Genomic DNA, 13195 nt, shown 5'->3' on the forward strand with positions numbered 1-13195 from the left:
CATGCTGCGCCTTGCCCCTCGGCCTTGTGTTGTGCGTCTGGATCGCCGCTGCGTGATCCAGGGCCTGGCCGTTGCCTGTTGTCTGCCCCAATCCTTCGGTTCGTGGGCGCAGACCAAAGTCATCCAGCCCACGCTGACAGGGCAAGACATGGTCCGCGACCTCATGCCGCAAGGACAGGAATGGTCCGGTCTGGGCTACAAGCGGGTCGAGGCCGCGAACAACACGCCAACGGTGTCGGCGCTGACACAACCCGTCCCAACCAGCACGCAGACGCCTCGGGCCAATGTGCCGCAGGCGGCGCGTGGCAACGCCACGCCGATTTCGCAGCCGCCGCTGGCCTATCGCCGCACCGCTGACGCCATTGGCGTGCCGGCTTGGATTCTGTACGGGGTGGCCTTGCAGGAGTCGGTGTTGAAGTTTGGTCGGCTGGCTTTGCCGTATCCCTGGACCTTGTGTGTCCGTGGACAAGGGCAACGTTTTGCGTCCTACGAGCAAGCGCTCTCGGCTCTGAAGCGGCACTTGAGCCAGGGCATCACCAACGTGGACTGCGGGGCCATGCAGGTCAACTGGCATTGGCACAAACAGCGCTTGGTGTCGCTGGAGCGGGCGCTGGACCCCTACCCCAATCTGGCGATTGGCGCACAGATTCTGGCCGAGCATTTCAGCGCACACCGCAACTGGTTTCGTGCAGTGGCGCTTTACCACGCGGGCTCAATCAATCCTGCCAACAGGGCCCGTGCCACCGGGTATGCCCAGAACGTGGTGCGTCACCTTCAAAGGCAAGGGGTGGACACCCGCCGCTGGTTCGACGGAGTGACCCATGTTTAAGCGTGACCTCTGGGTGTCTCTGGCTTGCACGCTGGTTGCCGCATGGCTTGGCTTGGTGCTGGGCACCCGCCTGAGCCACGCGCAGGCGGTGCCGAGCGCAAATTCATCTGCCGTGACCGTGATTCACGACTCGGGCGAGGCGCTGCCCTTGGCGCCGTACATCTCGCACCTCCTGGCCGGCACGGACCAGCCTGGTGTGTTGCCAGGCCTTGTGTTCCCTCTGCGCACGCAGTTGCGTGCCGGTGTGCTGCCCCAGGATGAGGTGCAGGTGTTCGCGCCCCGTTGGATGACACAGGCGGTGTTTGTGGTGGGCGACGACGACGTGTCGGTGAAATGGCTGCGACACAACGAGGCCAAGCTGCGTCACATGGACGCCTGGGGTCTGGTGGTGCAGGCGCGTGATACCCGTCATTTCAAGGCCATGCAGAAGCTGTTTGAAGGCATGCCTTTGGCACCCGTGCAAAGCCCATGGCTGGAGCAACGCTTGATGGAAAAAGGCGCCGGGGTGTTTCCGTTGTTGATTCAGGCAGACGGTGTGGCTCGGCAGATCGTCCCCAGCCAGGCAGGCGGGTCCAACCCATGAAACAAGACAACAACACCGCGCTGGAGGCGATGCTGCGCCCTCCGATTGAGTTGTGGAGCACGGCCATTGCGTGGGGATGCGCCTTGGTCGCCATCACAGCGCCATGGGCCTTGATGATGCCGCCCTTGCTGGGCTGGGTGGTCGCAGTCATCGCACTGGCCTTTGGCTGGAAGCGTGCTCGTCAGGCCATGAGTGTGCTGCGCTACCAGCACGGCCTCAAGTATTACAAGGTGACGCGCATCGCACCGCACAAGATCCCGGTCGGCAAGGACGAGTATTACCTGGGCGAGGGTTTCGAGTGGAAGCAGATCCACACCCAGCGCAAACACGATGCCCGCACCAAAGATGCCGAACCCTTCGTTCGTCCGAGCGTCCAAGAAAAAGCCCTGCAGCGGCTGGGCACCCGTTGGGCCAAGTCGTTGGAGGAGCGCATCAAGGCGCAGCCCAAGCCCGGTGTGATGCCTCGGCTGTTGCAAGCAACTGTGGGCAGCAATGCCTGGTTCAACCCACTCAAGCCGCACGCTGACCTCGGTGGCACGTCCATCTTGCACGGGGTGGGTTCGCTGGATGAGGCCCCAGTCAAGATGCGCCAGTCGGCCCGCACCGGCCACATGATCGTGCTGGGCACCACCCGCGTGGGCAAGACACGCATGCTGGAGATGCTGGCCACACAGGACATCCATGCCGGCCATGTGACCATCGTCATCGACCCCAAGGGCGACGCTGAACTGATGCTGCGCCTGTATGCCGAAGCGCGCCGCGCCGGCCGTGCTGACCAGTTCTACCTGTTCCATCTGGGCTACCCGGAGATTTCTGCCCGCTACAACGGCATCGGCAACTTCTCGCGCATCACCGAAGTCGCGGCACGCGCCACCAACGCCCTGCCCTCGTCCGGCAATTCGGCGGCGTTCAAAGAGTTTTCCTGGCGTTTCACCAACATCGTCGCGCAAGCGCAGGTGGCTTTGGGTCGGGTGCCCACCTACGAGACGCTGCTGGCCGACGTGACCGGCATTGAACCCCTGTTTATGGACTACGCCCACATGGTCTATCGCCGCCTGGCGGCCGAGGGCCGATTTGTGGACTACCAGGACAAGCTGGCCACGCTGGAGGCGCAGGTGATGGCGAAGAAGGCGCCCGTGGCACGCAGCCTGAGCGACCGCGCGCCGGACATCGTGGCCATGATCCTGTGGATCAAGGAAACCCGCGTCAGCGACAAGGTGCTGACTGGTCTGGCTGCTGCCGTGTCCTACGAGCGCAGCTTCTACGAAAAGATCATTGCCAGCCTCGGCCCGTTCCTGGAGAAACTGACCTCGGGCGCGGTCGGCAAACTGATCTCGCCGGACTACTTCGACCCTGAGGACAAGCGGCCCATCTTCGACTGGATGAGCGTGATGCGCCAGGGCGGCATCGTCTACGCGGGTCTGGATGCGCTGTCCGATTCGGTGGTGTCGTCGGCGGTGGGCAACTCCATGCTGTCCGACCTGGTGTCGGTGGGCGGCAAGCTCTACAAGACCGGGCTGGACCCGCACCACCCCGAGGGCAAGATCGTATTGCCCACGGTGTGCTGCCACTTCGACGAGGTCAACGAGATTTGTGGCCCTGAGTTCGTGCCCATGGTCAACAAGCTGGGTGGCTCGGGTTTTCGGATCACGGCTTACACCCAGTCGATGTTCGACCTGGAGGCCAAGGTGGGTGACAAGGCCAAGGCCGGGCAAATCCTGGACAACTTCAACCACCTGGTGATGTTGCGGGTGCGTTCCGTGACCACGGCCAACCTGTTGGCCGAGCAAGTGCCCAAGGTTGATGTCTACAAGCTCATGCCCATGTCCGGTGTCACCGACACAGCCGCGCAAGGCACCGGGGTGGACTTCACGAGCCGCAACGACGACATCATCACCAGCACCCAGGTGCCCATGATCGAAGCGTCTGACGTGCTGGAACTGCCGCAGGGCCAGGCCTTCGCCCTCCTGGAAGGCAACCGGCGCTTCAAGATGCGCATACCGCTGGCCGACTCGACCAACGATCCGTTTGTGCCCGAGTCGCTGCTCAAGGTCGCCAACGACATGAAGGGGCGCTATCGCACCAGCGAGCACTGGGCCAAAGAAACCGACTGGCTTGGCGATCAACCGCTGGGCCTGCGCAGCGAGGGCCTGATCGACCCCAGCCTGGCGATGGTGGCGGCCATGTCCGAGGACGACACGCAGGACGCCTCCGCAGGCGACAACGAGCGCGACAGCGGCTCTGTGGGCGGCGTCATGTATGGCAACTTGATGGGGCACCAACTGTGAGCACACCTGCACCCCGTGGACCGGTGCGTCCCCGCACCCGTGGGCCGATTGAAATCGTGCTTGAAGTCACGCTGGGCTTGTTTTTCCTGGCCTTGTTCAGTTGGTTTGTCGGTCTGTTGATTGAAATCGGTGGCATGTACACCCTCTGGAAAGGGGAAGGCTCCAAGCACATCGAAAAGATCGTGCAGCAGGACCTGGAGCACATCGCCGCTGCCCCACGCAGCCTGTTGATCCGGGACACGGTGGGCTTCTCGCACAAGGTGGTGCGCTGGGTTCACAAGCCCTACGAGCGCAGCGGTCTGCTGCGCTGGTACGCCTCGCACCGCCAGAACCCGGACACGGCCCAGGTGCCCACCCTGGAGGGGCAACCGTCCGGCATCACCCGAGGCACCCGAGTGCTGGGGCGCATGTTCAGCGAGTGGGTCTACATCTCGATGTGGGTGCTCATGGATGTGCTGCTGCGCCTGTCTGTGGCGATGTTCGCCCTGCCCGCTTTCGTGTTGGCCTGCATGGTCGGTGTGGTCGATGGCCTGGTGCGGCGCGACCTGCGCCGCTGGGGCGGTGGGCGCGAGTCCTCGTTCATCTACCACCACGCCAAGCGCTACACGGGCTGGGCCTTGACCGGTGGCTTCGGTCTGTACCTGACCTGGCCCTTCGGCGGGTTCAACCCCGCTTACATGGTCCTGGTTTTCACGGTGCTGGTCGCCTTCACCCTGTCCACCACGGTCGGCGCGTTCAAGAAGTACGCATGACCCTGCCTCAGTTTCAACCTCATTCCTTGTTTTTTTCAGGAGAGCCTATGACACCCATTTGCCACACATCCTGCCAATCCCAGGATGCCGCAGCCGCTGTCCCAAAGGAGGGCAAACCCTCTGTGCACCGCGCCTGGATGCTGGCCGTGCTGCTGGCGTGCGGTGCTGTGACCACCACGGCGCATGCCGATGAGGATGTTGACCGAGAAAACCTCGCTCGCATCGCTCACGAGATTTCCCGCGTGAAGCTCATGGTCGCCGAAGCCGCCAAGGCCTCGGACCAAGGCCACCAGCCTCAGCGCATCAAGTTTCGCTACGACTGGCTTGTCCAGGATCTGCAGATGCTGCAAGACGGGGTGACCACGCATGTGGATGCCCCCCGGCAGCCCAGACCTGTGGCGCCACTGCGTGGTGACTACCGCCAGTGAAGCAGCGCAGGCAGTGGGCTGGTCCGATCTGGATCGTTGAAAAAAGCGGAGCGTAGAGCGTCATGAACAGTGACATGAGCGATGGGTTCAGGGTGGGCTCGGGGGTGGACCCTGCCAACCTCAAATTGATCCTGAGCCTGATCGGCAGCGGTGTCATCTTGCTGGTCTTTGCCGCCCTCGTGCTTCAACTATTCAACGCGTACAGCGACGGAAAGCTCACTTCCAGCGAGGCCATCTGGGGCGGCATCAAGTTGTTGGCCCTGCTCGGGGTCATCTTCGTGGCCGTCTTCTGACCTTGTGTTCTCAGTTCCTCAATTCATTCAGGGAGTTCTTATGAAAAAACAACTGCAACAGCTCAAACAGTTCCAGGCACGCGTGAGCGAGAAGATCGCCCGTGCGGCCCTTGTGCCCGCCGTGGCTCTGATGTGCAGCCCGGTCATGGCGGGGTTGCCGACCATGCCCACCCCACAAGGCGGCGGCATTGGTGGTGCCACGGTTGCGAACGACGACTGGCTCGGTCAGATGGGCGCCTGGTTCAAGGCCGGCATCACCATCCTGGCGCTGGTTCTCGCGGGTCTGGGCTTCATCTACGTCGTGATGGGCGGCCTGTCCAAGTGGCGCGCCTACTCGCAAGGTCGCGCGGAAATCGCCGACCTGAAAGAGTATTTCATCCTTGGCGCGGTGTTCGCGGTGTTCCTGGTCGTGATGGTGACCTACGCGATGCAAGTCCTTGAATAACCGTCATTGACCGCGAAAGCAGGAGCACCCATCCATGGCGAACCCAATCGACCAGCACGACGATCCCACGGTCGGCGGCAAGGCGCCGCTGACCGACCGGGTCAACGTTGAGCCACCCATTCTCAATGGCATGACCGTCACCGAGGCCCAGGTGATCGGTGGTGTGTCGATGGTGGTGTTTCTCTTGGTGGGTGCTCTTGTGTTCGCGGTCACCGGTTATTGGCAGGCCATCCTCGTGCTGGGCATGTTCGGCACGGGGGGCACCCTGTGGTTTGCCTCGCAATACCTGGCCGGGATCAAACGTGATCGACCAGACGGTTACTACACCCAGCGCATGTGGATGTGGATGTCCGACCGAGGCTTGATCAAGTCCAAGCTCATCACGCACAGCGGCTACTGGGAACTGGGGCGCTCACTGGATTTGCACCTGAGTGCCGATCTGGACGGCGAGCTGCCCGAGGCCATTTCGACCATTGCGCCCAGTGCGACCGCACCAGCCGATGAACCAGCCAACGAGCCATTGACGGCGTCCGGCTTGCCCGCACCCCATCCCACGGCGAAGTCCTCAAACAGCGCATCCAGCGCGACCACTCGCTCCCCTCTCCAACCCTCCACCCAGTGGGTGACCACATGAGTCAAAAATACCTGGACGCTCTGGCGTCCGAGCGTCAACACAACGCCGTACTGCGCAAAGTGATGCTGTTGGTGGCCGGGCTGGGCGCCATCGGCATGTTCCTCACCTACAGCCTGCCCAAGCACCTGGAGCTGCACGTTGCGCCCGACATGAAGGCCGGTGACACGGTGTCCTTCAAAGGCGGGCAGGCCCCGGTGCCGACCGTGAACGTCTACGGCTTTGCCTACTACATCTGGCAGCAGATCAACCGCTGGCAAGCCGATGGCGCGGTGGACTACGGCAAGCAGATTTACGACTTTCAGGCCTACCTGACGCCGCGTTGCCAGGCTCAGCTCCAGGGTGACATGGAGGGTCGATTCAAAAAGGGCGAACTCCGCCAGCGAACCCGCCAGATCACCGAGGTGCCGGGGTTTTCGTTTGCCGAGAACCGGGTCATCACCGAAAGCACCAGCGCCTGGACGGTCTTGCTGGACATGCAGGTGATGGAGAGCTACCGGGGTCAAGCGATCAAGGACGTGTTCATCCGGTACCCCGTGCGCGTGGTCCGTTACGACGTGGACCGTCAGCGCAACCCGTGGCGACTGGCCGTCGACTGCTTCGGCTCCAACCGGCCAGCGCGGCTGGATGCCGAGGAAATCAAGGCGGTGCAGTCCGGCAAGCCTGGTACAGCCCTGGCCCTGCCGCAAACGGTCACCCCGGCCGCGTTGCCCAAAACCACCGACCAGAGCATCGACCCGTCTTCTGAAATGCAGCCCACGCCGCTTGAGGCTCCGGCTGCGCCCAGCACGCCTGCTCAACGTTGATTCCAGATAAGGCGCATACCACCATGACCACCAACAAGCTCATGAAGTCTCCCATCCGTGCGCTGCTGCGGGTGCTGCCATTGGCCTTGGCGCTCTCGGGCATTGGCCAGGCTCCAGCGATGGCTCAAACCGTGCAGAACCTGAACCTGACCAACGTACCGCCCGACCTCATTCCTGAGGAGGCCGGTGCCCACACCACCGCTGCGCCGACCGAGGTCGATCTGGGCCAGGTGCCCACGTCCTCCAACGGTCGCGCCCCGACGCACAGCCGGGCGCCTGCGGGGGGAACCGCCCAACAAGCGGCGCGCAGCGCACGCAGCCCAACGGTGGCCAGCGCTGCGGCTGCTGCCCCCAGCGCCAAGTCGGTGCGCCCCGCTCGCGCGCAGGCCAGCGCCGGCATCGAGCGCGCGGTGTTTGAGCGTGTGCCCGTCCGTGTGGCCTTGCCTGTGGGCAAAGAACGCTTGGTCACACTGCCCGCTGTCGCTGCCCTGCACGTGCCCACCGACATCGAATCGGTGGCGCGTATCGAAGTGATCGACCGCACGATGTACGTGACCGCGCTGCTGCCCTTCGTGCCGTTGCGCATCGTGGCCGAACTGGTGGATGACGGCACACAAATCCCCTTGGATTTGGTGGCCAGCCCTGCCACGGCCGGCGCAACGTCCGAACTGCAGGTGTTTCTGAGTGGTAAACCTGGCAACGCTGGGCCCGGCGCAACCGATGCGCAAGAGCCGGCCGAAGAAAAGCCTCTGCCAGCGGCCGACATGGTCCAGCTCACCCGCCATGCAGCACAAATGATCTACGCGCCTCGTCGGCTGATCCAGCCAACGGCGGCCATCCAACAGGTGCCGGTGGCACAGGACGTTGTCTCCGGTCTGTTGCGGGGTGCCCTGGTGGAAACCGCGCCGCTGGGCCAGTGGCGATCCGGCAACCTGTTCGTGACCGCCGTGCGGGTCACCAACTTGTCAGCTCACCCCTACGAGATCGCTCTGGAGCAGATGCGTGGCCGGTGGATCGCAGCCACCACTCAGCACGGACGCCTGGGCCCCAAGGGCAGCGACCGCGACACGACCGCGGTCTACCTGGTCTGCGACCGTTCTTTCGAAGCCTGCTTGTGAGGACTCCATCATGGCTGTGACAAGAAACATGCTGATTCCGGTCCTGGGCATCTCCGGCCTGGTCATCGTTGGCACCATCCTTTACCAACAGTTCGCCACCGACGGCCCGGTCCGACCGGCCGGCGACCTCAAGGCCATCCCCACGCCGGAGGCTGCGTCGTTGCCCACACCGCGCGGCGCGGACAACGACAACCCTTCCGAGACCCTCAAAACGGTGGTGGCCAGCAACGCCGAGTTGCGCGACCAGGTGCAGCGCGTGATCGACCAGAACAACAAGCTGGTTCAAGAAAACCAGCGCCTGGCGCGGCTCAGGGGGACAGACACCCCGGTTGGGGCCACGCCGGCTGTGGAGGCCGTCCCTGCCTCGACAGGGCTGACGGAAACACCGACCCAGACCACCTCGACAAGGATTGACGAAAAGTCTCCCTTTGACAGCCTGGGCAAGGCCATCGGACAGGCCGCAACCACCGTGCAGGACATGGTGGACACCTACCCCAGTGGCGCGGGCAAACCCACTGCTGGCAAGGCGAAGCAGCCCGTGCATGAAATCGTTGAGGCAGACGCACCGGAAGTCCCCCACGGCGCCATTGCCTACAAAACCGTGGCGCCCATGGGCTTCAGTGCGCACACCGAGGAGTCGCGTGGGCGCAATGGCGGCCGAGGGCCTGCCATGACACGTTTTGTCCGCACCAGCGGCAACACCGAAGCCGCTGACCCCCAAGCGAACGGTACGGCCAGCCGCGCAGCACAAGCGGCCGTTGCAGCAAAACCGGTGGATGAACCCTACTTCACCATCCCGGAGAACGCCACCCTGGTGGGCGTGACCGCCATGACCAGCCTGATCGGCCGGGTGCCCATCGACGGCCGCGTCACCGATCCCATGCAATTCAAGGCCATGGTGGGCCGAGACAACCTGGCCGCCAACGGCTGGGAGTTGCCCGACGACCTGGCCGGCATGATCGTGACCGGTGTGGCCATCGGTGACATGGCGCTGTCCTGCAGCGAAGGCAAGGTGCGCTCGGTCACGTTTGTGTTCAACGACGGCACGATCCGCACCGTGTCGAACCGCAAACGCGGCGGCAACGCCACGGGCGGCGGTTCTTCCTCGGGGGACATCGGCTTCATCTCCGACGTGCGGGGCAACCCCTGCATCGTTGGCAAGTTCGTGACCAATGCACCCGCCTACCTGACCGACATCGTGGGCCTCAAGGCCTTGGGTGTGGCATCACAAGCGTATTCGGACGCCCAGCGCTCGATCACGCAAAACCAGACCACCGGCAACACCACGTCGCAGGTGACCGGAAGCATGAGCAAGTACGTCATGGGGCAGGCCACGGCCGGCGCCACGGACGAGGTGACCGCCTGGATGCTCAGTCGCTTGAAGAACAGCTTTGACGCCGTGGTCACCCCTGCTGGCCAGCAGCTGGTGGTGCACATCGACCAAGAGATCCAGCTCGACAAGCCGGCCAAGTCCCGCAAGCTGGTTCACAAACAACAAACCGCAAGCAACGCACAACGTGGAGACCGCCATGGCCTGGAATGACCATCCGATTCACCTGACCGTGGGCGTGGCCCTCGCAAGCGCCTTCCTGAGCGCGTGCTCGGTGACCGGCCCCCGTGAATCACCCCTGAACGAGGTCGTCCGCGATGCGCCCACCGTGGTGGACATCTACCGGGGCCACCCCGGACGAGCCGGCGCAGCCGAGGAGGCTCGCGCACGACTTGGGGCGGCTGCGCATCGCACGCCGTCCTATGACGATGCCGACACCCAACGGTATTGGTCTGCTCTGGAGCCGCTGAAACAGCAGTTCGCACGCGTGCCCAACCCCGATCTGGTGATGGTGGTCTATCCCCACCTGGCGCAGGGCCGGTATCCGGTGCCCGGCTACGTGACCACGTTCCCGATGTACGAGCAGAACCACTACGCCTTGCCTGGTGAAGCGCAGGAGAACCGTGCGCTGGACCTGGTCAAACCCAAGCAGATGGCCAGCCAGGCTCCGAAGGACAACCAGAAGGTGATCCAGGAGCGGCGATCCGCCACGTCCCGTGTCGAACTGGCCAACTGAGGAGCCACCCATGTCCATCCTCGAAAAACTCGGTCTGGGCCGCAAGACCACGGCCCCTTCCCCGCAGGCGAAGGCCCAGCGTACAGAAGCAGCCAAAGACAAGGGGGCGGCCCCCGGCCTGGAGTCGGTGTCGCAACGCCGCCGCATGGCGGGGCGTGCACCCTCCTTCACCGACATGCTGCCCTACACCAGCTACGACCTCAAGGACGATGTCTTTGTGATGAAGGACGGCGCCACCCTGGGCGCCATGTTTGAACTCTCGCCCATCCCAACCGAGGCGCAGTCCACCCAGTACCTGCTGGAGCGTGCGCGCAAGGTGCAGGAGGCGCTGCAGGCGATCCAGGAATCCGACGCCTCGCCCTGGATCGTGCAGTTCTTCGTCAACGACGACCGCAACATCGACACGCTCAACGACTACCTGGTCAACTACATCCGCCAGGTGCACAAGGCCTACCCCGAGCGCGCCGAGGCGATCCTGAACTCGCCCTTCACCCAGTCAGTCCTGAAGGAGTTTGAAAAGCACCTGGACCTGGTATCGCGCCCCCAAGGCCTGTTCGTGGACACGCTGGTGACCGGTCAACCCTGGCGCGGGCAGATGCGCCGTGTGCGCTGCTGCATCTACAAGCGCTTCAAGCGCCTGGCCGAGGAGCCGGCGCCGGCCATTTCCCAGCTCAACGCTGTGGCCATGACCTTGATGGCCACGCTCACCGAAGCCGGGGCGAGTCCGCGCCGCGCCAATGCCCGCGACCTGTACGAATGGTTGCTGCCGTTCTTCAACCGCGATGTGCCCTGGGCATCGAAGAACGCCGGCGATCTGCTGCGCCAGTTGCCTTTCCAAGACCCGTCTGCTGTCGCGGGTGAGGACGATGCGCCGGTCATGGGCTGGGATTTGGGGGAAATGCTCAACCTGTCACAACCCATGTCGGACCTGGAGGCTGGGCTGTTCGAGTTCGACGGCGTGCCCGTCAAGGCCTTGACCATGCAGGGTCTGCGCGCTCAGCCCAGCATCGGGCACTTTTCTGCGGAGCTGGCTTCGGGCAAGGAACGCTTTGCGCGTTTTGACCGCCTGCCCGAAGGGTCGATGTTGTCCATCACGGTCACCGTGGCCCCCCAGTACAAGCTGGAGCGGCACATCGAACGGATTCGGGACGCATCGCGCGCCAACACCTCGCACGCCATCGAGTCGCACGGCGAATGTGTGGGTGTGCTGCAGCGCATGGCCAAGGGCGACAAGCTCTACCCGCTGTTTCTCACGCTGTATCTCACGGGAAAGAACCGGGAAGAACTCAACGCCGGCATTGCCCAGGTCAATGCCTTGCTGATCCCCACCGGGATGCGCTTCATCGAGCACCGCCACGACCTGACCCCGCTGGACGCCTTCATGCGGGGTCTGCCCTTCAATTTCGATCCCGCCTTTGACAACAAGAGTCTGCGGCGTTCGCGCCTGGTGTTTGCCTCACACGTGGCCAGCTTGCTGCCGGTGTATGGGCGTGCGCGGGGCACGCCCAACCCCGGCATGTGGTTCTGGAACCGGGGCGGCGAGCCGATCTGGCTGGACCCGCTGAACAAAAACGACCGAAAGAAGAACGCCCACATGCTGGTGCTCGGCCCCACGGGCGCCGGCAAATCGGCCACGTTGAACTACTTGGCCATGCTCACGATGGCGGTGCACCGGCCACGCCTGGTGATTGCCGACGCCGGCAAGTCCTTCGCCCTGCTGTTGAACTACTTCAAACACATGGGCCTGAGCACCCACAGCGTTACGTTGACCAGTGAGGCCGACGTTTCGCTGCCCCCCTTCGTGCACGCCTACAAGCTGCTGGAGGACCGTGATGTGATGCAGTCCTACCACGCGGCCGAACAGCAGGCCAAGGTCAACGCAGGCCTGCCCGACGACGTGGGCATCGAGGCGCTGCTGGGCAACACCGAAGTGTTGGGCGCGCCAACGGCCAGCGCCGAAGGGGGCGACGCATCGGATGAGGATGAATCGGGCACCGACAAGCGCGACTTGCTCGGCGAGATGCTGATCGCAGCCATCATGATGATCACGGGCGGTGAACCCGATGAAGTGGCCCGCATGAGCCGGGCCGACCGCTACCTGGTCTCGCGCGCCATCATCCGCGCGGCCGTGCGCGCCCGTGCCGAGAACCGTGCCCACCCGCTGACGCAGGACGTGGCCATTGAACTCATGGGCATGCACAAGGACGGCTCCCTGTCGGCCGCGCGCCAGGCGCGCGCCGAGGAAATGGGTCAGTCCATGATGAGCTTCACCCAGGCGCTGCGCGGCAAGCTGTTCAACCGTGAGGGCAGCGACTGGCCTGACGCCGATGTCACCCTGGTGGAAATGGGCACGCTGACCCAGGACGGCTACGAGGACGCCCTGGCGGTGGCCTACACCTCGTTGATCGACTCGGTGCAGTCGCGCGGAGAACGCGCCCAGGCCGAGGACCGGCCCATGATCTTCCTGACCGACGAAGGTCACTTGATCACCACCAACGAGCTGCTGGGGCCCAAGATCGCCAAGGGCACCAAGATGTGGCGCAAGCTCAACATCTGGTTCTGGCTGGCCACCCAGAACTTGAAGGACTTCCCGGATTCCATGAGCCGCGTGCTGTCCATGTGCGAATACTGGATGCTGCTGACCATGGACCGTTCCGAGATCGAGGAAGTGGCCCGCTTTCGGTCCCTGACGACCGAGCAGCGTCACTTGATGGAGTCGGCCTGCAAGCTGCCGCCGAAGTACACCGAGGGGGTGGTGATGTCGGCAACAGGGCAGATGCTGTTTCGCAACGTGCCCCCTGCCCTGCCGATTGCCCTGGCCATGACCGAGGGCCACGAGAAGGCTCACAGGCGCCGTTTGATGGAAAAGCACGGGTGCAATGAGATGGAGGCTGCGCAAATGGTGGCCGAAGAACTCTCTCGCAGCCGGTCCTGATCCACGACAAGAAGAACGCCA

13 protein-coding genes are annotated in these 13195 nt (G+C 63.8%); all 13 read left to right on the forward strand.

The genetic code is table 11. The features are described from left to right. Position 1: 1 nt before the first annotated feature. The 13 genes from ACFQPB_RS15820 to ACFQPB_RS15880 all read left to right on the forward strand — a co-directional run bounded on the left by ACFQPB_RS15820 (position 2) and on the right by ACFQPB_RS15880 (position 13174). On the forward strand, positions 2–829 hold the full coding sequence (locus ACFQPB_RS15820) for a transglycosylase SLT domain-containing protein (protein WP_382225237.1): 828 nt from the start codon (positions 2–4) through the stop codon (positions 827–829). Beyond that, on the forward strand, positions 822–1412 hold the full coding sequence (locus ACFQPB_RS15825) for a PFL_4695 family integrating conjugative element protein (protein WP_382225239.1): 591 nt from the start codon (positions 822–824) through the stop codon (positions 1410–1412). Before ACFQPB_RS15820 ends, ACFQPB_RS15825 begins: the two co-directional genes overlap by 8 nt. After that, a complete protein-coding gene (gene traD, locus ACFQPB_RS15830; protein WP_382225242.1) occupies positions 1409–3700 on the forward strand; it encodes a type IV conjugative transfer system coupling protein TraD in 2292 nt (763 codons plus the stop codon). The genes ACFQPB_RS15825 and traD overlap by 4 nt, the downstream gene beginning before the upstream one ends. Next, complete coding sequence (locus ACFQPB_RS15835) at positions 3697–4452, forward strand: TIGR03747 family integrating conjugative element membrane protein (protein WP_382225245.1); 756 nt, start codon at positions 3697–3699, stop codon at positions 4450–4452. The genes traD and ACFQPB_RS15835 overlap by 4 nt, the downstream gene beginning before the upstream one ends. 47 nt (positions 4453–4499) lie before the next feature. Beyond that, positions 4500–4880, forward strand: coding sequence for an integrative conjugative element protein, RAQPRD family (locus ACFQPB_RS15840; protein ID WP_382225248.1), 381 nt, complete (start codon positions 4500–4502; stop codon positions 4878–4880). A gap of 62 nt (positions 4881–4942) precedes the next feature. Further along, positions 4943–5173, forward strand: coding sequence for a DUF3262 family protein (locus ACFQPB_RS15845; protein ID WP_382225251.1), 231 nt, complete (start codon positions 4943–4945; stop codon positions 5171–5173). A 40-nt stretch (positions 5174–5213) separates the two neighbouring features. Continuing rightward, positions 5214–5618, forward strand: a complete 405-nt coding sequence (locus ACFQPB_RS15850; RefSeq protein WP_382225253.1) for a DUF2976 domain-containing protein — start codon at positions 5214–5216, stop codon at positions 5616–5618. Positions 5619–5652: 34 nt separating this feature from the next. Continuing rightward, positions 5653–6252, forward strand: coding sequence for a TIGR03750 family conjugal transfer protein (locus ACFQPB_RS15855; protein WP_382225255.1), 600 nt, complete (start codon positions 5653–5655; stop codon positions 6250–6252). Further along, positions 6249–7055 (forward strand): PFL_4703 family integrating conjugative element protein, encoded by an 807-nt coding sequence (locus tag ACFQPB_RS15860; RefSeq protein WP_382225258.1) that lies wholly within the window; start codon positions 6249–6251, stop codon positions 7053–7055. The genes ACFQPB_RS15855 and ACFQPB_RS15860 overlap by 4 nt, the downstream gene beginning before the upstream one ends. A gap of 23 nt (positions 7056–7078) precedes the next feature. Next, the gene (locus ACFQPB_RS15865) at positions 7079–8173 is read left to right on the forward strand and encodes a TIGR03749 family integrating conjugative element protein (RefSeq protein ID WP_382225260.1); all 1095 of its coding nucleotides are present in this window, start codon (positions 7079–7081) and stop codon (positions 8171–8173) included. Positions 8174–8183: 10 nt separating this feature from the next. Then, positions 8184–9716, forward strand: a complete 1533-nt coding sequence (locus ACFQPB_RS15870) for a TIGR03752 family integrating conjugative element protein (RefSeq protein ID WP_382225263.1) — start codon at positions 8184–8186, stop codon at positions 9714–9716. Further along, the gene (locus ACFQPB_RS15875) at positions 9703–10239 is read left to right on the forward strand and encodes a TIGR03751 family conjugal transfer lipoprotein (protein WP_382225266.1); all 537 of its coding nucleotides are present in this window, start codon (positions 9703–9705) and stop codon (positions 10237–10239) included. The genes ACFQPB_RS15870 and ACFQPB_RS15875 overlap by 14 nt, the downstream gene beginning before the upstream one ends. 10 nt (positions 10240–10249) lie before the next feature. After that, a complete protein-coding gene (locus tag ACFQPB_RS15880) occupies positions 10250–13174 on the forward strand; it encodes a conjugative transfer ATPase (protein ID WP_382225269.1) in 2925 nt (974 codons plus the stop codon). Positions 13175–13195: the final 21 nt, after the last annotated feature.

Source organism: Hydrogenophaga atypica (assembly GCF_042665215.1).
GTDB classification, from domain to species: Bacteria; Pseudomonadota; Gammaproteobacteria; order Burkholderiales; family Burkholderiaceae_C; genus Hydrogenophaga; species Hydrogenophaga defluvii_A.